Genomic DNA, 18,861 nt, shown 5'->3' with positions numbered 1-18,861 from the left:
CGGATGGAAGGGCTTGTGCGGGGATGGCGAGTGGCCGGAGGTATGCGGGTCGGGAGCGGCGATTCGCGGGTACGCGTGGAAGTCAGTGGACGTTGATGGAGCTATCCCCTGGGGATAGCTCGCGGCACATGGAGGGCGGCTAAGCACCGCGGCAGCCGCCCTCCGTGCCGGGTCACTTCCTGCGCTTCGTCTCTTTCGGCGCGGTCGATTCCTGGTCGGCCTGCGGCTTCGGTTCTGCCTCCTGTGGCTTCGGGCTGAGGACCACAGACTCGATGCGGTACGGCAGAATGCCGACGCTGCGCGCGTTGACTTGCCAGGTCTCGCGTGGCTGATCTTCGTTGTCCGTCCAAGGCTCGCGCTCCATGCGGCCGATCACCAGCACCCGCATACCCTTCTGGTAGAGGCGCTGCCAGTGCTCGGCGTCGCGGTGCCAGATTTCCACCGGCGCCCAGAAGCCGCCACGGTCCTCAAAGGTGCCATCCTTCTTGGGAACGGGGTTGTCGAAATAGACGTTCAGGCGCAGCAGGCGGGTGGGCTCGTCGTTGCCATTGGGGAATTCGCGGTACTCCGGTGGCGAGCCGATGTTGCCTTCGCCAGAAAAATGCGTGCTCATGGTGTGATCTCCGTGGTGGTTGAAATACCCGTGCCTCGTCGGCGCCGGGCGCGTGCTGGGATGGCTGGCGCAATCACCGATCGCGCATTGCGGGTGGGGTGGACGTGAGCCGGCGCAGGTAGGCGTTGTCTGCCTCGGCCGCTTTGCTGGCGCATTCCTGCGCCTGCCTGCCCAAGGTGTGCAGCAGGCTGATCTGCATGTTCAACGTGATGCGCTGCAGCTCGATCGCGTGCAGGTCGGCCAGCAGGTTGGCCGGCGTGCTGGTGCTCGCCATCAGCTCCTGCCACAGGGCTACGCCCATGGCCGAGCGGTCGTGCTTGCGCCAGCGAAGGAACGTCGTTCCCGCGCCAGTTGTCTGCTGGGCCAGCTCGATGGGTAGCAGGTGGAAGGGATGCCCGACTGCCTGTTGCAGCACCTGTCGCTGCGCCAAGCCAATCAGTTCGTCGCGCATGGCGAAGCACTGGCTGGCCCAGGCCTCGAAGTCCCCTTTACCTTTAAAAGGCTTTAAAAGGCCTTTTAGAGAGGCCGCGTGTTCCAGCCGCATGAAGGCTTCCTGTTGCAGGCCCCGGAAGTAGCGGATCGGTTGGTTCAGATCGCTCATGCCGGTTCGTCCTCACCGGCTGCGGTTTCGGATGGCTCGGCGGTGATGGCTTCATCGCCGGACGGAGGCGCTGCGGCAGAACCATCGCTGCGCTGTTGCAGGCCACGGCGCGCGATGGGCGGCGCAAACTTCGAACGGCGTGTGCCTTCGAGCACCTCCTGGGGCAGTTCGCCGAACTTCTCCAGCGCCGCCCGTGCTGCGGCATTTTTGGCCGCGAAGTCGTCCCGGGTGCAGCCCGAGTAGCGGTACTGCTGCGCCAGACTGAACAGGCTGCGCAGCGCGTGGGCGCCTTCGTTGAGCCATCGCTCCAATGTCGAGCGATCGATCAGCGCGGTGTGATGGGCGAGGATCAACTTGCGGGCGATGTCGTCGTAGTCGGCCAGGAGATAGACCGCCGCGAAGCCGAGCTGCGCGTTCACAAATAAGGGGAGCTTCACCGGCTGCACGTTGAGGTTTTCGCCCAGGCTCAATGCTGCGGGTACGCCGGCCAGCGCCTGGTCAACTTGCTCGCGCAGCGATTGCAGCGTGGATTTGGTCTGGTCGAGCTTTTCCTCGATGCGCAACATCCACCAGTCGCTGTACGGGTCGTCTTGCTCCGATCCGCGCTTCATCTTGTTCATCACGGCGATGTAGCCGTTGAGCCCGACAATGCCCGGCCGCCCCTCAGCGGCGGCACGCCCATGCCAGATGCGCGAGGCGTGGTGGGTGTGAAGCGTCAGCGACATCGCGCTGCGCAAGGAGCCGAGATTGAGTTGTAAAGGTTCGTTGGTTGCCATGGTGACCGCCCGCTGTGGAAAAGGAGCCGTCAGGATCGACACGCAACGGAAGGCAGTCAGTCAACAAACCGAAATGAATCAGTCCCCGGTTGTCATGGCAGTGCCAGCCCGAGGCACGAGCTATCCCCAGGGGATAGCTCCATCAAACGCCATGGAGCACTGTTCGCGCGAATGTCAGCGTCGCTCCTGAAACCGGCGCCATCGCAGTGCGGTGGACGAAAGTACCGGGCCGTACCTGTCGGCGTTACGCCTTGCATTACATCTATCCCCTGGGGATAGCTCTACTGACGGCCACGGATGTCTGCTTCATGACCATGCCGCTCGTAACGATCAGCTCTTGCGCAGAAGGTCACGCAGCCGTTCGATGTGCTGTTTGGCCACCTCGGGTGGAACCACATTGCGTGGTGCCTCAGACGGCGCATCTCGCGCGGCGGTGGGGGGTGCTGTCGCGCCAGCCTGCTTGGCCCACGCGTTGAACTCGCCACGGATGGCGCGCTGGATGATGCCGAACAGGTAGCCGGCCGGGTTGCGGATGGTGTTGCCGCGACAACGATCGGCCCATTCGTCCAGCACGGCCTGACGCAGCGGGACATCGACCTGCTGCAATGCCACCATCGCCCCGGCCTGCTGCTCTTCTTTCAAACCAAGGAAGCGATCAGGCAAGCGGACACCTTGCATCGCGCGCACCTGCCCACGCTCGCGCGCGGTAGTACGTACTTCATTAATACGACTACTACGTACAGTACGGTCCTGCTTCGGATTCCGAAGAGAGCCGTCTGACGCGGGTTTCGGCCCTGCTTCGGATTCCGAAGACGGGTGCTCGGGATTCCGAAGAAGGCTTGGAGCCCCTTCTTCGGAATCGTGAACCATGTCCTCCTGTGGATAACTCTCTTGCGTCCCGATGCCCTGGCTGGCGAGGCGTTCGGCAAGGACCTGCAGCCGCGAGGGCAGCGTGCGGCCGGACAGCAACGGGTCTTCGGCGATCTCCTTGAGGGTGTGCAGACCCACGACCTGAACGGCCTTGGCCGAGTGGCCCAGAGCCTGGCTGACGAGCTGCAAGTAGTCTGCGTCGAGCTGCATCGCCTCGAATGGAGTCAAGGGCTCGTCGTGCAGAACATAGAGGTTGCCGAGAATACGGCCGGTCTTGGGGTCGCGTCTGCGCCGCACGAGACTCAACCAGCGTGTCAGGCGCAACAGCGTCAGCGCGCGTGCGACGGTCTCGTGGGAGGCTTGTCCAGCGCAGGGTGTTGACGCGAGCCATGGCCGAAGTTGCTCATATGTCGGAAACGCAGTGACGCCATCCTCGTTGAGCATCATCCGAAACACTTGCCACGCATTGCGCTCCAGCGGTGTCAGGCGTCGGTCGAGAAAGAGCCGCCGCGGCACGCTCTCGTGACGATTGCCGCTGAAAAGGAAACCGTCACCAGATGTTGACCCAGGCGACGGTGCAGATGCAGGTGCGGATGCGGGCGCCCGGGGTTTGGGCGCAAGGTCTTTCAGCGCGCTGTTGAACAGATCAGCGAGGGCGACGGGGCCATGGCGTGATGCTCGTGGTGCTGAGTCATCCACGGCCATAACTCAACCCAATCCTTGATCGATCCAGCCTTTGATCGCAGCCCAGACCACCGACAGCGGCAGTTCCATGCCTTCGGCGAGGTCCATTGCCGCATCAAGGACCGAGGTTTCGTCCTCCAGATCGACATTCCTGCTGCTGGTCACGGCCTTCCAGCGCCGCCACAGTTCCGTGTCCTGCTCCTCGTCCAGAACCGGATGGCGCCCCTTGCGTTTGGGCAGACCGAGAACTTCGCGTCGTAGCGCGACTTCCTGATGCGTAAGCCCGTAGAAGCGACTCACCATTTCCGTACTGGCGCCCAGGCGCAGCATGCGATCGACGGTGGCGATCTCCTTCTCCACGTCCTGCGCCTGCTTGAGCAAGCGTCGGAGCACTTCGCGGTTCACGGAGACAGAGCACCAGGAGACGTTGGCATTGGCCAATACGCTGATGAGCGCTGGATGCTTGAGCGCATCCAACTCTTCCTCCCCGAACCCCATCGCCTTGCATCGACGCAATTGGCCGTTGCGCAGGTCGTAGAGCGCCTGGGCGAGGACGGCCTGATTGAGTGGGTTCGGTGCGGACATGCTGGCAACCCTCGTTCAGGTCCCAGAACCGACAGCGCCGGCTTCCAGGTCCAGGAGGCGTCGGGCCAACCGCAGCAGTCGGAACAGCTTGACCAGCGCGGTGTCGCTCAATCGCAAGGCCGCATCGTCCTGGCCGTGCAGCAGTGCCGGCAGGTCGGTGACGATTTGCCCGCTGTCCAAGCCGACGTCGGCCGGCGTCTGACCGGCCAGAGAAACCAGCAGCGCGAGCACGGCGCGTCCCAGGGGCGACGAAGGCCGTGCCTGGGCGCGGCACGCGAACCCGATGCCATCGGGACGATCCGCGACGTACTCGTCCAGCTCGGCCTCGCCTGCGATCTCGCGCGCGAACTGCGCGATGTGGATGCGTAGCCGATCGGGCGTATCCAGTCCAGGGTCGATATACCAGATGTCCGAGATGGGATAGAGGCCACCGGCCTGCACTGGAATCGACTGCAATACGTTGGCTGAGAAATCGGGCGGTAGCGCGTCGCCTAACTGATCGGCGACCATGCGCTGGATGGACTGGAGCCGCTCCGTCGTTGGTGCCGGGGAGATGATGTGCTCCTGAAGCAAATCGCCGACCCCTGCCGTAGGGCTGGCCGCGGAGGCCTCCCTCGGGGCCGTGTCGTCCTCGCGCCGCGTAGGCGCGGCCGCTGCATGGCCTGGACGTGGTGCAGGCGTGATAGTGGATGGTGCTGATTCAACCGGCGATCGCGCGATGGCCCCAGGCTCAGGCAATGCGGGCGGCGCCGATGGCGGCGTCGGGTCGCTGACCAACGCACGGTGACGGCTCTCCGATTCGGTCAGGTCCAGCGCCAGGACGTCGTAGTCGATGCCCAGCAATTCGGACATCTGGCCGATCAGCTCGTCTTGCACTCGCTGCGGCGAAAACTCGTCAGCCTGCGTGTCGAATTGCGACAGCACTTCCTGAAAGAAGCCGTCGAAATCCAGAGGAAGAGAGCGGCCTTTGGCGTACTGCTCCCAGGTGCGCTCACAGGCCTTGCGCATGACCGATAGCCGCTCGACCTGGTGGCGGCCCAATCCGCCATAGAGCACGGTCGGGATCGCGGGCAGCAGATAGCGGACCGCATCGACCATGCGGCTGATGTGCGACTGCTGTACCGGGTAGCCATCGGCGGCCAGGCGGCGAGCCAGTTCGGACTGGCTCAGCGTGGTGCCGCTTTCCTCTTCGTAGAACTCACGCGCTTTCTCGACGCCGAGGGCTCGCTCGATGAACGTCAGGCCGCCGCGTAGCTCGTTCTCCGCAAGGTGCCCGGTCAATGCGACGATCTCGCCACGTGCGGGCCAGGGGCGGAACAAGCACGATATGCGGAAGAATCGCTCGTCCTTGGTCTCCGACCAGAGTTCACGCAGGATCGCCAGCCGCGTGTTGCCGCCGTTGCGGATGATGTAGTGATCTTCGCCTGGACGGCGCGTGATGGCCGGCGCCGCATCCAGGCCGCGTTCACGGATGGAAGCCTTGATTTCCTCGTAGGCGGAATTGCGCTTCTTGCGTGGATCGTGATCGTAGGGACGCAACTGGTCCAACGTCACGACCATCGGCGTGTCGACAATCGGGTCGCTCAAGGCGGTGGCGGATGGACCGCTACGTTCGAACCCGGCGGCAAGCAGCTTGCCAGCCATGTCCTGGGACCTCATATCAGCCATGGCCGCATTCCTTTACGCTCGCGGCCTGGGCTTGGGCCTGGCGCTCGGCACGGCGGATCTGCGCGCGGGCGTTGAGGGTCGCCCGGTGGTCGCTCGCGGTCGAGCTGGTGTAGATCGCGGCGCAGCCGACCTTGGTGAACTTGAGGTGTCCACCCGGTGTGCGTTTGACGTGCCAGCCTTCGCTGATCGCAAATTCGATCAGGACGCGTAGCCGCTTGTGGCCGCGGGCCAGTTCATGTGCGCTTGCCATGCTGCCTCCCAGTCTCAGAAGGACGCTGCTGGCGGCCGGACACGAAGGCCAATTGATCCTGCCATTGCGGGAACAACTCGCTGGCAAGGGCGCGCATGGTGTCGAGAGCGGCTGGCGCGACTCTGCCCGGTGGCTGTCGGTACTCGACGCGATGCACCGGCAGGCCGCGGGTCGCAGCGCGCGGATAGGCTTCGATAGCCGGCACGTCAGTAGCCAGCACACGGATGCCAGCATGCTCCTGGAACAGGTCGCGCAGGGCCTGCTGGATCAGCCGCGCGTTGGCGGACACGGGGTGGACGCGGTTGATGAGCAGGTGCAGCGGCGGCGGTTCGATGCCGAGGTGTCGGTACGGCGCGATGTCCTCCAGCAACTGCATGGTGCCGCGCCGCAACTCGCGGGCCGCGAGGATTTCCGGGGTCACGGGCGACAGCGCAAGATCGGACGCGAGCACGGCCATCTCCAGCAAGACGCTGCGCGCGCCCTGGGTGTCGATCAACAGCAGGTCATAGAGAGGCGCCAGCACCGGCAACAGATGGCGTAACCGCAGGCGCCCGTCCGGCGCATGCAGCAGCAAGGTGTTCAGTTCGCCTCGGTGGTCGTTGGAGAGCACTAGGTCCAGGCCCGCGATGCTCGTGCGGGACACGAGCCGGTCGAGATCGCGCTCGTTGAAGGCCAGCAGCTCGTAGATGCCACCGGGCGCGCGGTGGGCCAGTTCGTAATAGGACGACAACGTGGGCTGCACGTCGAGGTCGAGCAGCAGTACGCGCAAGCCCGCGTCGGCGGCAAGACCGCCGAGGTTGGCTGCGGTGGTCGTTTTGCCGACGCCGCCCTTGGTCGAGATGATGGATACAACCTGCATGGCGCTCTCCGTCTAGGGATAGGGAATTCCGAGGGAGAGCCGCTCAGGTGCGATTGTTGAGACGTTCGGCGATCCACTGGTCGATCTCGACCGAATCCCAGCCCACTGCACGCACGCCCAGACGCAGCGCCTGGGGGAACTTGCCGGCACGCATCAGGTTGTAGATGTGGGCACGCTTGAAGCCGGACTTGGCCTCGACTTCATCGAGACGCAAGATGCGGCGCTCGTTGGGCGGTAGTACAGGTATCTGCGACATGGCGGTCACTCCTGAACGCTCAGTGGCGTTTGTTGGCGTGACACCTATTCAAATGTCGACTTCTGTCTCAGGCCACCGTAAATGCGGTTTCCGTGACCGCAGATTCGGGCTTGCAAATATCAGGAAACGGCGGCCCGCAGCTTGCGGCGGGCTTGTGCAAACTTGGCTTGCAGCGTGCGATCGGTAATGCCCATGAGTTCGCCGTGATGCGCGATCATCGCGGTAGCGATAGCCTCCTGGCTATTGAAACTGGAATACGGTGTGCCCGACGGAGATTGGCCGAGCATCAGTTCCAGCATGGTGCCGATGATGTGGAGGTAGGTGGCCTCGGCCCGGTCGCTGATGGGGCATTGCGCGCAGGCGGGAATGACCGTGGACTGCTTGAGTAGCGCGTCGTGCTGTTCTTGCAGCTCGCGCATTTGGCGCTTGCACTGCTCCAGAGCGGATTTGAGGGCCAATCGCTCGACCAGCATGGCTTGGCCGGTCTCCAGGGAGATGACGGGATGGGCGATGCGTTCGCTGCGAGAGAAGAGAAAGCCGGGCCGCTGCTCGGGGTAGTGCTGGCGCATCCATCGCTTCAGATCGACGTGGCGAACCGTCAGATCAAGGGACTCGATCAGTGCGGTATCGCGTGTTGTGATGCCGTTCTGCCCGAAGGGCAGTTCCCCATTGAGGATGCCGTCGTAGATTCGGTCGGTGTATAGCCGCAGTTCGCCCCAGCGCGGGCAATCCAACGACTGTGGCAGATTCCTTGGCGATAAAACCGAGGCCAGGATCACCTGCTCGTATCGCAGCAGCCCAGCCCAGCGGATGGACGCTTCGATCGGGCGGTAGAACACCTTTGATGTTGGTGCATCATTCTTGTTCTCGTGCATGCTCCGTCTCCTTCCAGGAGAAGAACTACATGGCCGACTCCTTTGACGCCGACCCCGTGGTCGGGCAGTTGTCTGTGTAGGAAACGAGCCCCGAGGCCCGGTCCGTTATGGGTGCTTGAGCACTTCTCACCAGTGCGCTTTTACCGGTGGCTGTCATGTGCCCAATGTGCAAAAATTCATCGGCCGCTAGAAGGTCGAGCATCGGGACGTAGGCTCGACAGTGACGCTCACGCTATCAGCGTCGTAATAAGTTGCGGATTCTGCAAATCTGTCTCGGTATGGCCTTATATGCCAGCGGTTTCACAAGGCGCGACGAGATGGTGGTCGTTGTCCAAGGTCTAGGAAAACTGGGCGAATCCACGCCTGTCATACCCGCCCTGGCATCCTGATATACCGATAAAGAATCGCGTGCTGACGCGCCACGGCTAGGGTGCGCGTTCTTCCTGCGTGACTTGCTTGCGCAGACGGGCAATGCAATGCGCGTTGCATGCGGCTCGTAGATGGCATCCGAACTGGGCCGGCACCGAGAGGATCGGCCTGGGCGTCATCGCGGAAGCGGATGCGGGAACTGAGAGCAGGGGCACGGGCGGCCAGTTCGAGACCGTCGCCGATGACGTTGTGACGACTGCGGGTCTGGTGTGCTGGGTGTGGGTCTATGGATGCCAGTGGAACTCTTTGGACGATCTTTGTTGGCGGGGACGAAAAAATAGGCTACAATCTAGGTCTTCGCTGGCCACCTCGGCGAAGAAAGAGCTTGGGAATCAACGACTTACTGCCCTAGTAAACGTCTCGTTTCCCGCTCCAGATTCTCGTTTGTCGCCAAGGCGGCAGGCGTAATTGAAATGGCGTTAGGCTCCGGTGAAAGCCGGAAGCTGCAAGAAAATTGATGCGGGAATAGCTCAGTTGGTAGAGCACGACCTTGCCAAGGTCGGGGTCGCGAGTTCGAGTCTCGTTTCCCGCTCCAATTCGGAACATCCTTCTGCGGTGTTCCATGAACAAGGGCTGCCGAGCGCAGCCTTTTTCATTCACCGCCGGCCAAGCGTCGGCGGTAGCAGAACCCAAGCGGGAATAGCTCAGTTGGTAGAGCACGACCTTGCCAAGGTCGGGGTCGCGAGTTCGAGTCTCGTTTCCCGCTCCAGATTCGGAACGCCCTTCCGGGGGTTCCATGAAAAAAGGCTGCCTCAGGGCAGCCTTTTTTCGTTTCTACGTCCCATTACTCCCCAGGATGACCGTAGGAGCGAGCTTGCTCGCGAACAGGTCCCTTGCGAGAGCGTTCGCGAGCAAGCCGAAAGCCCACTCAGTGCTTGGGGGTGTCTTCGGGCAGCGCCAGCAGCTGTTTCTCGGCATTCCAGTCGAAGGCCTCGCCGTTCTGTTCGGCGGCGAAGCGGCGCTCGTCGAGTTGCTGGTACATGTCGATCTCTTCGTCGGGCATGAAGTGCAGGCAGTCGCCGCCGAAGAACCACAGCAGGTCGCGCGGCACCAGGTGGGCGATCTGCGGGTAGCGGTGGAAGGTCTGGCTGATCAGGTCCTGGCCGAGGTACTGGGCGCCGACCGGGTCGCGCGGCAGTTCCACCAGCAGTTCGTCGAAGCGCTCGAGGAACAGGCCGTGGTTCTCTTCCGGGACCTGCTCGGCTTCGCACAGGGCGCCGAGGATCATGCGCAGGTGCTGCAGCAAAGCAAGGTGGTGGTCGAGGTTGGTGCTGGCCATGGAGAAGTCCTCTGCGGTTACGACAAAACGGGCGCGGAGTATATAGGGTTTCGCCGTGCGCGCCGTCGTTCGCCGTTCAACGGACGGGTTGCGACTGGATCTGCCGGCGCCGGTTGTCGATGTTCCGTTGTTGCAGGTCGAGCTGCTGCTGTTGTTGCTGCAGGCGGTATTGCTGGAGGTCGCTCTGCTGGCGCTGGATGCTCTGGTCCATCAGGCGCTGCTGCTGGCGTTGGCGGTCGAGTTGCTGCTGCTTCATCTGCAGGCGCTGGTCTTCGTACTGCAGGCGCTGGTCCTGCTGTTGCAGGCGGCGTTGCTGGGCCTGGCGCTCCAGTTCCTGGGTCTGCCGCTGCTGCGGGTCGAGATCGATGATCGGCGGCGCCGGCGGGTGCTGACGGGTGGGATAGAGCCAGGAGTCGGCCTGCGCAGACGAAACCAGTGACAGCAGGCCGAAAGCGAATAGGAAGGCGGTGCGCATGGATGCTCTCCCGCAGAATGACTCCGTTGAGTGTGCACCCGTTCGCAGCTGCGCGCGTAATCGCGGACGAAGCGCCGCGCGAAAACGCCAAGGGCGCCGCGTGGGCGCCCTTGGCGTTGGTGCTCCCTTCTTGGGGTAGGGGAAGGGTCTGCGGAATCAGACCGGGCCGGGCCGGCCGAGTTCCTCCTTGGCGAAGTCGTCGACATCGATCACCTGGCGCCGCAACCGCTCGGCTTCCTGCAGCTGCTGGCCCTGTTCTTCGTCGATCACGCCCGCGGCCATGGCGGCTGCGATCGGCGATTCTCCGGCGGCCGGCTTGATGCGACCGTCCTTGAGCGCCTTGTGCAGCTGTTTATGCAGCGGCGCCGTCTCGCGCAGGGCGAGGAGCGCGCGCTCCAGGTCGACCAGCGGTTCGCCGTCGGCTTGCGGCAGGAAGGTGCCGAAGAGAATCGCCTGCAGGCTCGGATCGTCCAGCGAGCGTCCGAGGATGCCGGCGACTTCGGCGTCCAGCGCATCGCTCGGTCCCTTGTGGCGACGCCCGAGCGGGAACGCCAGGAGCTTCAGCAGGCAGGCGACGAGGCGGTTGGGGAAGTTCTCCAGCAGCGCCGCCAGCGCCTCTTCGGTTTTCGCCAGGTTCTCTTCCATCGCCCAGCGCAGCAGGGGTTGCAGGTGTTCGGCGTGGTTCAGGTCGTGGTAGCGCTTGAGTGCCGCCGAGCCCAGGTAGAGGTGGCTGAGTGCATCGCCCAGGCGTGCGGAGAGGCGTTCGCGGCGTTTCAGTTCACCGCCCAGCAGCATCATGCTGAAGTCGGCGAGCATGGCGAAGCTCGCCGCCAGGCGGTTCACCGCGCGGAAGTAGGGGCGTGCGACTCGGTCGCCGGGGACGTGATCGAAGCTGCCCAGGCCAAGGCCGAGCAGCAGGCTGCTGGCGGCGTTGCCGACGGCGAAGCCGATGTGCCTGAGCAGCAGGCGGTCGAACTCGCGGGCGGCGAGGTCCTGGTCCTCGTGTTGTGCCAGGGCCATTTCCCGGAGCACGTATGGATGGCAGCGGATGGCGCCCTGGCCGAAGATCATCAGGTTGCGCGAAAGGATGTTGGCGCCTTCCACGGTTATGAAGATGGGCGCGGTCTGCCAGGCGCGGCCCAGGTAGTTGCGCGGGCCGAGGATGATGCCCTTGCCGCCGTGGATGTCCATGGCGTGCTTCAGACAGTCGCGACCGCGTTCGGTGAGGTGGTACTTGAGGATTGCCGAGAGCACCGAGGGCTTTTCGCCCAGGTCCACCGCGTGGGCGGTGAGGATGCGCGCGCTGTCCATCATCCAGGCGTTGCCGCCGATGCGCGCCAGGGCCTCCTGGATGCCTTCAAAGGCGCCGATGGGCACGTTGAACTGCTCGCGGATCTGCGCGTAGCGGCCGCTGCTGTAGCTGCAGGCCTTGGCTGCTGCGACGCCGACCGCCGGCAGCGAGATGGAACGGCCGACCGACAGGCAATTCATCAGCATCATCCAGCCTTTGCCGATCATGTCCTGGCCGCCGATGATGCTGTCCAGCGGCACGAAGACGTCCTTGCCGGAATTGGGCCCGTTCATGAAGGCCGCACCGAGCGGCACATGGCGCCGGCCGATCTCGACGCCGGGGGTGTCGGTGGGGACCAGCGCCAGGGTGATGCCGAGGTCTTCCTCGTCGCCCAGCAGATGGTCCGGGTCATGGCATTTGAAGGCCAGGCCGAGCAGGGTGGCCACCGGGCCGAGGGTGATGTAGCGCTTCTCCCAGGTCAGGCGCAGACCGAGAACTTCCTCGCCCTGCCATTGGCCGCGGCAGACGATGCCGATGTCGGTCATGCCGCCGGCGTCGGAGCCGGCCTGCGGGCTGGTCAGGGCGAAGCAGGGGATTTCCTCGCCACGCGCCAGGCGCGGCAGGTGGCGCTGGCGTTGCTCGTCGGTGCCGTAATGCAGCAGCAGTTCGGCCGGGCCCAGGGAGTTGGGCACCATCACCGTGGACGCCAGGTCGCCGCTGCGGCTGGCCAGCTTCATTACGACCTGCGAGTGAGCGAAGGCGGAGAAGCCCTTGCCGCCGTATTCCTTCGGCACGATCAGGCCGAAGAAGCCCTGTTCCTTGATGAATGCCCAGGCTTCGGCGGGCAGGTCCATGCGCCGGGATACGTCCCAGTCGTTGACCATGGCGCAGAGCTGCTCGGTGGGACCGTCGATGAAGGCCTGCTCTTCGTCGGTCAGCTGCGGCGCCGGACAGCCGAGCAGCTTGCTCCAGTCCGGGCGGCCGCTGAACAGGTCGCCGTCCCACCAGACGGTGCCGGCTTCGATGGCCTCGCGCTCGGTTTCGGACATCGGCGGCAGCACGCGCTTGAACCAGGCGAACAGCGGGCCGCTGAACCACTGGCGGCGCGCGTCGGGCAGCAGCAGGGTGGCTACCACTACGACCCAGGGCAGCCAGAGCAGGAGCATCCAGGCATGGGCGTGGCTGAACAGGCCCATGAAGATCAGGTAGGCGGCCACCAGGCCCAGCGCAGGGGCGGGGGAGACCCGGCGATGGATCAGCCAGGCGACGCCGAGGATGAGTACGATCAGCCAGAGCAACAGCATGCGGTTTCCTCCATGAGAGACGGCAGAGCGGTCACCAGAGCTTAGCCGGGCATGGCGGCTACCTCGGTGAGCTTGGCCGGATCGTCGTGCCGCGGGCGGCGGCAGCCTGGATAGACTGGCGCGATAGCCTCAGGGAGAGCAGTCATGCAGGAATATCTCGAACCCGGCCAATACCTGGATAGCGACCACCCGGCGGTGATCGAGTTCGCCGAACGCCATCGCGGCGCCTCGGCCGATCTGCGCGAGCAGGCCGTGGAGCTTTACTACGCGGTGCGCGACGGCATCCGTTACAACCCCTACGTGTTCAGCCTCGATCCGCAAACCCTCAAGGCCAGTCACGCGCTGCAGACGGGGCAGACCTATTGCGTGCCCAAGGCCGCGCTGCTGGCCGCCTGCGCCCGGCACTGCGGGATTCCCGCGCGCATCGGCCTGGCCGATGTGAAGAACCACCTGGCCAGCGGGCGCATGGTGGAGATGTTGCGCAGCGACATGTTCGCTATGCACGGCTACACGGAGTTGTTCCTCGACGGCCGTTGGGTCAAGGCGACTCCGGCCTTCAACCTTGCACTTTGCGAGGCGTTCGGTGTGCAGCCGCTGGAGTTCGACGGGCGCGAGGACAGCGTCTTCCACGAATTCGATGGCGACGGCCGGCGGCACATGGAGTACCTGCGCGAGCACGGCGTTTTCGCCGATGTTCCCGAGGCGCTGTTCTTCGATCACCTGCGCCTGTGCTACCCGCACCTGTTCGAGGTCGGCGCCACGCCGCTCAGTGGCGACATGCAGGCCGAAGCGCCGAAGCATGAAGGCCATCGATAGTCATCATCAGTTTGCGCGCCTTTCTTCTTGCTGCGCCGCCCGGTAGGGTGCACGCATCCATCGGCCGCCCTGCCGCGGCCGCTCTCCGCCGTATATAAGAAGAGGCTGAACGCCATGCTGAAGATCTGGGGCCGGAAGAACTCGTCCAACGTGCGCAAGGCGCTCTGGTGCGCCGAGGAAACCGGCGTTGCCTACGAACGTATCGATGCCGGCGGCGCCTTCGGCGTGGTGAACGAGCCGGCCTATCGCGCGCTCAATCCCAACGGCGTGGTGCCGACCCTGGAAGACGACGGCTTCGTGCTCTGGGAGTCCAACGCCATCGTCCGCTACCTGGCGGCCAAGTATGCGCCGGGCAGCCTCTATCCCGATGACTTGCAGCAGCGCGCCAGTGCCGACAAGTGGATGGATTGGGTCTCCTCGACCCTGGCCGGCCCCTTCCGTACCGTGTTCTGGGGCACCCTGCGCACGCCGCCGGAACAGCGCGACGAGGCCGCCATCGCCGCCGCCATCGACGTCTGCGCCAAGGCGCTGGCGGTGCCGGAGCAGGCGCTGGCCAGCCAGTCTTACCTTTCCGGAGCGCAGTTCGGCATGGGCGACATTCCACTGGGCTGCTTCATCTACGCTTGGTTCGAGATGCCCATCGAGCGTCCCGCGTTGCCGCACCTCGAAGCCTGGTATGCCCGCCTGCGCGAGCGCCCGGCCTACCGGCGCGCGGTGATGACCGAATTGACCTGAGTCGTCCGCGGTGCCGGAAATGGTTGCATTTGCCGGCCCGGACCCTTATCTAGCTGTTCCATTTTCTGCGCTGCCCAGCCACGGGAAATTCCATGAGTTCCGCGCTTACCATCCGTCAATTGACGAAGACCTACGGCAACGGTTTCCAGGCCCTCAAGGGCATCGATCTGGACGTCGCCGAAGGTGACTTCTTCGCTCTGCTCGGCCCCAACGGCGCCGGCAAATCCACCACCATCGGCATCCTCTCGACCCTGGTGAACAAGACCAGCGGCACGGTGAACGTGTTCGGCCACGACCTCGACCGCGAGCCGCTGAAGGTCAAGCGTTGCCTGGGCGTGGTGCCGCAGGAGTTCAACTTCAACCAGTTCGAGAAGGTCTTCGACATAGTCGTGACCCAGGCCGGCTACTACGGCATTCCGGCGAGGATCGCCCGCGAACGCGCGGAGAAGTACCTGAACCAGCTCGGCCTGTGGGACAAGCACAACTCGCCGTCGCGCGAGCTGTCCGGCGGCATGAAGCGGCGGCTGATGATCGCCCGCGCGCTGATCCACGAACCGCGCCTGTTGATCCTCGACGAGCCCACTGCCGGGGTGGATATCGAACTGCGCCGCTCGATGTGGAACTTCCTCACCGAGCTGAACCAGCAGGGCATCAGCATCATCCTCACCACGCACTATCTGGAGGAGGCCGAGCAGCTCTGCCGGAACATCGCGATCATCGACCACGGCACCATCGTCGAGAACACCAGCATGCGCAAGCTGCTCACCCAGCTGCACGTGGAGACCTTCGTCCTCGACCTCAAGGGTGCGCTGGCGGCGGTGCCCCAACTGCCGGGCTATCCGGCGCGGCTGCTGGACGACCACACCCTGGAAGTGCAGGTGGACAAGGCGGCCGGCATCAACGGCCTGTTCGCTGCGCTCAACGCGCAAGGCATCGAAGTACTGAGCCTGCGCAACAAGACCAATCGCCTTGAGGAGCTGTTCGTGTCGCTGGTCGAGAAGAACCTGTCGCAGGTGGCCGTATGAGCGAACTGCGCGCCAACCTGGTCGCCCTGCAGACCATCGTCCACCGCGAGGTCCGCCGCTTCGTGCGGATCTGGCCGCAGACCCTGCTGCCGCCGGCGATCACCATGGTTCTGTACTTCGTCATCTTCGGCAACCTGATCGGCCGGCAGATCGGCGGCATGGGCGGCTTCACCTACATGCAGTACATAGTGCCGGGGCTGATCATGATGTCGGTGATCACCAACTCCTACGGCAACGTCGTGTCGAGCTTCTTCGGCAGCAAGTTCCAGCGCAACATCGAGGAGCTGCTGGTGTCGCCGGTGTCGCCGCACACCATCCTCACCGGCTACATCGTCGGCGGCGTGCTGCGCGGCCTGGCGGTGGGGCTGATCGTCACCGTGCTGTCGCTGTTCTTCACCGACCTGCAGGTCCATCACCTGGGCATCACCGTGCTGGTGGTGCTGCTGACCGCGACCATCTTCTCCATGGGCGGCTTCGTCAACGCGGTGTTCGCGCGCAACTTCGACGACATCTCGATCATCCCGACCTTCGTGCTGACGCCGCTGACCTACCTGGGCGGGGTGTTCTACTCCATCCACCTGCTGCCCGCGTTCTGGCAGACGGTGTCGCTGGCCAACCCCATCCTGCACATGGTCAACGCCTTCCGTTACGGCATTCTCGGTGTCTCCGACATCCAGATCGGCACCGCGCTGATCTTCATGCTGGTGGCGACCGTGGTGCTCTACGTGTTCTGCGTGCGCCTGCTGGTCAGCGGGCGTGGCATGCGCCAGTAAGGGCTCTCGCCCTGCGGGTCGACGAAGGCCCCGGTTCCCCAGTGGAACCGGGGCCTTCGCGTTTCCGGGGTATGGGTTGCACCTTCGTTCTCTTTCGGTTGCCGGTCGCGACCTCGATGGACGGTCGATAGCGAGCCTTTGACGCTTGGAGGTTGCACCTTTTCGTCCGGAAAGGGGCTGATTTCGCTCCAGCCCTGCGCCGCCTGAGTCTGCGCCAAGTACGAAAATGCAACGGTGGCGCCCGGATTCAGAGTTTCCTGCAAGGAATTCAGAGTTTTTCGCAAGAATCCCTGGCCAACAGCCACTAGATTCCGCCTTCCTCTTTGCGCCGGGTTGCACCTTGAGCAACCATTCGGCGACTCGTGGCTGCAGGAACGGCCCGATGCGTTAGAATGCGCGCCTTTCGGTGGCGCCTACCCGCGTGCCGGAGAGGAATGCTGGCGTCCCCGGGACTGGTGAGGGGGACACCGAGAAGAATGACGGACCCTGCCCGCCACTGGCGCGACGGGGCCGCATGGAACGGCAGATCGATGGGGCCTTGCGCGCGGCCCCCTGGCGTTCCGCTTCGTCGCAGGACGAAACCCACGGACCGCTGCTACCCGCAACGGCCCGCCAAGCAAGGGCCCGGATTACCCACCGGGTCTGGATAAAAACAAGCTGTAGGGGAGTTCCCATGAGCGTCAACACGCCAACCCTGATCACCTTCGTGATCTACATCGCGGCCATGGTTCTGATCGGCCTCGCCGCCTATCGTTCGACCAACAACTTCTCCGACTACATCCTCGGTGGCCGCAGCCTCGGCAGCTTCGTCACCGCGCTCTCGGCCGGTGCCTCGGACATGAGCGGCTGGCTGCTGATGGGCCTGCCGGGCGCCATCTTCCTGTCCGGCATCTCGGAGAGCTGGATCGCCCTCGGCCTGATCGCCGGTGCCTACCTGAACTGGCTGTTCGTCGCCGGCCGCCTGCGCGTGCACACCGAACACAACGGCAATGCCCTGACGCTCCCGGACTACTTCTCCAGCCGCTTCGAGGATGACAGCCGCGTGCTGCGCGTGCTCTCCGCGGTGGTGATCCTGGTGTTCTTCACCATCTACTGCGCCTCCGGCATCGTCGCCGGCGCCCGCCTGTTCGAAAGCACCTTCGGCATGTCCTACGAGACTGCCCTGTGGGCCGGTGCCGCCGCGACCATCGCCTACACCTTCGTCGGTGGCTTCCTGGCGGTGAGCTGGACCGACACCGTGCAGGCCTCGCTGATGATCTTCGCGCTGATCCTGACCCCGATCATCGTTCTGTTCGCCAGCGGCGGCGTTGAACCGACCTTCGCTGCCATCGAGCTGAAGGATGCGGCCAACTTCGACATGCTCAAGGGCGCCTCCTTCGTCGGCGTGATTTCGCTGATGGCCTGGGGCCTGGGCTACTTCGGCCAGCCGCACATCCTGGCGCGCTTCATGGCCGCCGATTCGGTCAAGTCGATCCCGGCCGCTCGCCGCATCTCCATGGCCTGGATGATCTTCTGCCTGGCCGGTGCCGTGGCCGTGGGCTTCTTCGGCATCGCCTACTTCCAGGTGCACCCGGAGCAGGCTGGCGCCGTGGGCGAGAACCATGAGCGCGTGTTCATCGAACTGGCGAAGATCCTCTTCAACCCGTGGGTCGCCGGCGTGCTGCTGTCCGCCATCCTCGCGGCCGTGATGAGCACCCTGAGCTGCCAGCTGCTGGTCTGCTCCTCGGCGCTGACCGAAGACTTCTACAAGGCCTTCCTGCGCAAGAACGCCAGCCAGGTCGAGCTGGTCTGGGTCGGCCGTGGCATGGTGCTGCTGGTCGCGCTGATCGCCATCGCCCTGGCTGCCAACCCGGAGAACCGCGTGCTCGGCCTGGTTTCCTACGCCTGGGCCGGCTTCGGCGCTGCCTTCGGCCCGCTGGTGCTGTTCTCCGTGCTGTGGAAGCGCATGAACCGCAACGGCGCCCTGGCCGGCATGCTGGTCGGCGCGCTTACCGTGATCGTCTGGAAGCAGTTCGGCTGGCTCGGCCTCTACGAGATCATCCCGGGCTTCCTGTTCGCCAGCATCGCCATCGTGGTCTTCAGCCTGCTGGGCAAGGCTCCGTCCAAGGCCATGCTGCAGCGCTTCGACGAAGCCGAGGCGGAATACGCCGAAGCTCATCTGCCGGCTGCCGCGCCCGTCGCCGCGCGCTGATCGCCTGCTGACCGAAAGCCGCTGTCCGCCTTGTGCGGGCAGCGGCTTTTTTCATGTCCGCGGCCATAGTGCCGGGCGCGCGCCTGGGTTAAGGTGCCGCGCATTTTCCGCCGAAGGCATCGCCATGACCGAGAAACCCAAAGACCCGCTGCACGGCATGACCCTGCAGGCCATCCTCGAGCGCCTGGTACAGGCCTACGGCTGGGACGGCCTGGCGAAGCAGGTGGACATCCGCTGCTTCAAGAGCGACCCGAGCATCAAGTCCAGCCTGACCTTCCTGCGCCGCACGCCCTGGGCGCGCGAGCAGGTGGAGAAGCTCTACGTGAAGCTGGTGCAGGGCAGGAAGTAGATTCGCGCGAGGGGAGGGCGCGGAGCACCCCGTAGGAGCGGACCTTGTCCGCGAATCGCGGGCGTGGCCCGCTCCTACAGGGAGGAGTTTCGCGGATGAGATCCGCTCCTACAATGTCAGCCCTGCGCTTCCGGAGCTACACAACACTCCCGTCACC

19 protein-coding genes and 2 tRNA genes are annotated in these 18,861 nt (G+C 64.4%); 8 read left to right on the top strand and 13 right to left on the bottom strand.

What is annotated here, in order from left to right:
- Window positions 1-172: 172 nt before the first annotated feature.
- The 10 genes from PKB_RS17430 to PKB_RS17385 form a co-directional block, all read right to left on the bottom strand.
- Window positions 173-613 (bottom strand): single-stranded DNA-binding protein, encoded by a 441-nt coding sequence (locus PKB_RS17430; protein WP_011489282.1) that lies wholly within the window; start codon window positions 611-613, stop codon window positions 173-175.
- A gap of 73 nt (window positions 614-686) precedes the next feature.
- Window positions 687-1,214, bottom strand: a complete 528-nt coding sequence (locus PKB_RS17425; RefSeq protein ID WP_003460292.1) for a DUF3158 family protein — start codon at window positions 1,212-1,214, stop codon at window positions 687-689.
- Window positions 1,211-1,990, bottom strand: a complete 780-nt coding sequence (locus PKB_RS17420; protein ID WP_011489281.1) for a PFL_4669 family integrating conjugative element protein — start codon at window positions 1,988-1,990, stop codon at window positions 1,211-1,213. Before PKB_RS17420 ends, PKB_RS17425 begins: the two co-directional genes overlap by 4 nt.
- Window positions 1,991-2,320: 330 nt before the next feature.
- A complete protein-coding gene (locus PKB_RS17415; protein WP_011489280.1) occupies window positions 2,321-3,565 on the bottom strand; it encodes an STY4528 family pathogenicity island replication protein in 1,245 nt (414 codons plus the stop codon).
- Between the two features lie 3 nt (window positions 3,566-3,568).
- Window positions 3,569-4,129: a DUF2857 domain-containing protein gene (locus PKB_RS17410; RefSeq protein WP_011489279.1), complete on the bottom strand. Its 561-nt coding sequence runs from the start codon at window positions 4,127-4,129 to the stop codon at window positions 3,569-3,571.
- A gap of 15 nt (window positions 4,130-4,144) precedes the next feature.
- Window positions 4,145-5,797: a ParB family protein gene (locus PKB_RS17405; protein WP_011489278.1), complete on the bottom strand. Its 1,653-nt coding sequence runs from the start codon at window positions 5,795-5,797 to the stop codon at window positions 4,145-4,147.
- Entirely contained in the window at window positions 5,790-6,047 is a 258-nt protein-coding gene (locus PKB_RS17400) for a hypothetical protein (RefSeq protein WP_003460282.1), read from the bottom strand. Before PKB_RS17400 ends, PKB_RS17405 begins: the two co-directional genes overlap by 8 nt.
- Window positions 6,031-6,906: a ParA family protein gene (locus PKB_RS17395; protein ID WP_011489277.1), complete on the bottom strand. Its 876-nt coding sequence runs from the start codon at window positions 6,904-6,906 to the stop codon at window positions 6,031-6,033. The genes PKB_RS17400 and PKB_RS17395 overlap by 17 nt, the downstream gene beginning before the upstream one ends.
- A 43-nt stretch (window positions 6,907-6,949) precedes the next feature.
- Complete coding sequence (locus PKB_RS17390) at window positions 6,950-7,162, bottom strand: AlpA family transcriptional regulator (protein WP_003460278.1); 213 nt, start codon at window positions 7,160-7,162, stop codon at window positions 6,950-6,952.
- Between the two features lie 119 nt (window positions 7,163-7,281).
- Window positions 7,282-8,037: a hypothetical protein gene (locus tag PKB_RS17385; RefSeq protein WP_003460276.1), complete on the bottom strand. Its 756-nt coding sequence runs from the start codon at window positions 8,035-8,037 to the stop codon at window positions 7,282-7,284.
- Window positions 8,038-8,925: 888 nt separating this feature from the next.
- Here PKB_RS17385 and PKB_RS17380 point away from each other — a divergent pair.
- Window positions 8,926-9,001, top strand: a tRNA-Gly gene (locus tag PKB_RS17380).
- A gap of 98 nt (window positions 9,002-9,099) precedes the next feature.
- Window positions 9,100-9,175, top strand: a tRNA-Gly gene (locus tag PKB_RS17375).
- Window positions 9,176-9,334: 159 nt separating this feature from the next.
- Here the strand turns inward: PKB_RS17375 and PKB_RS17370 are convergent.
- From PKB_RS17370 to PKB_RS17360, 3 genes are all read right to left on the bottom strand, one after another.
- Window positions 9,335-9,745, bottom strand: coding sequence for a PA2817 family protein (locus PKB_RS17370; RefSeq protein ID WP_043253361.1), 411 nt, complete (start codon window positions 9,743-9,745; stop codon window positions 9,335-9,337).
- A gap of 76 nt (window positions 9,746-9,821) precedes the next feature.
- Window positions 9,822-10,220 (bottom strand): PA2816 family glutamine-rich protein, encoded by a 399-nt coding sequence (locus tag PKB_RS17365; protein ID WP_043253360.1) that lies wholly within the window; start codon window positions 10,218-10,220, stop codon window positions 9,822-9,824.
- Window positions 10,221-10,376: 156 nt separating this feature from the next.
- On the bottom strand, window positions 10,377-12,815 hold the full coding sequence (locus tag PKB_RS17360; protein WP_043253359.1) for an acyl-CoA dehydrogenase: 2,439 nt from the start codon (window positions 12,813-12,815) through the stop codon (window positions 10,377-10,379).
- A gap of 144 nt (window positions 12,816-12,959) precedes the next feature.
- On the opposite strand from PKB_RS17360, the gene PKB_RS17355 reads away from it, so the two are divergent.
- The 6 genes from PKB_RS17355 to PKB_RS17330 all read left to right on the top strand — a co-directional run bounded on the left by PKB_RS17355 (window position 12,960) and on the right by PKB_RS17330 (window position 18,704).
- Complete coding sequence (locus PKB_RS17355; protein ID WP_043253358.1) at window positions 12,960-13,631, top strand: transglutaminase-like domain-containing protein; 672 nt, start codon at window positions 12,960-12,962, stop codon at window positions 13,629-13,631.
- Window positions 13,632-13,745: 114 nt separating this feature from the next.
- On the top strand, window positions 13,746-14,366 hold the full coding sequence (locus PKB_RS17350; RefSeq protein ID WP_043253357.1) for a glutathione S-transferase family protein: 621 nt from the start codon (window positions 13,746-13,748) through the stop codon (window positions 14,364-14,366).
- Between the two features lie 92 nt (window positions 14,367-14,458).
- A complete protein-coding gene (locus PKB_RS17345) occupies window positions 14,459-15,391 on the top strand; it encodes an ABC transporter ATP-binding protein (protein WP_043253356.1) in 933 nt (310 codons plus the stop codon).
- Window positions 15,388-16,164, top strand: coding sequence for an ABC transporter permease (locus PKB_RS17340; RefSeq protein WP_043253355.1), 777 nt, complete (start codon window positions 15,388-15,390; stop codon window positions 16,162-16,164). Before PKB_RS17345 ends, PKB_RS17340 begins: the two co-directional genes overlap by 4 nt.
- 673 nt (window positions 16,165-16,837) lie before the next feature.
- Complete coding sequence (gene putP / locus PKB_RS17335) at window positions 16,838-18,355, top strand: sodium/proline symporter PutP (protein ID WP_043253354.1); 1,518 nt, start codon at window positions 16,838-16,840, stop codon at window positions 18,353-18,355.
- Between the two features lie 124 nt (window positions 18,356-18,479).
- Window positions 18,480-18,704 carry a VF530 family protein gene (locus tag PKB_RS17330; protein ID WP_043253353.1) on the top strand — a complete coding sequence of 75 codons (225 nt, stop codon included), beginning with the start codon at window positions 18,480-18,482 and terminating at the stop codon, window positions 18,702-18,704.
- Window positions 18,705-18,861 lie beyond the last annotated feature (157 nt).

This window comes from Pseudomonas knackmussii B13, from assembly GCF_000689415.1.
Taxonomy (GTDB): Bacteria; Pseudomonadota; Gammaproteobacteria; order Pseudomonadales; family Pseudomonadaceae; genus Pseudomonas; species Pseudomonas knackmussii.
This window is presented reverse-complemented; position numbering and strand designations above follow the sequence as displayed.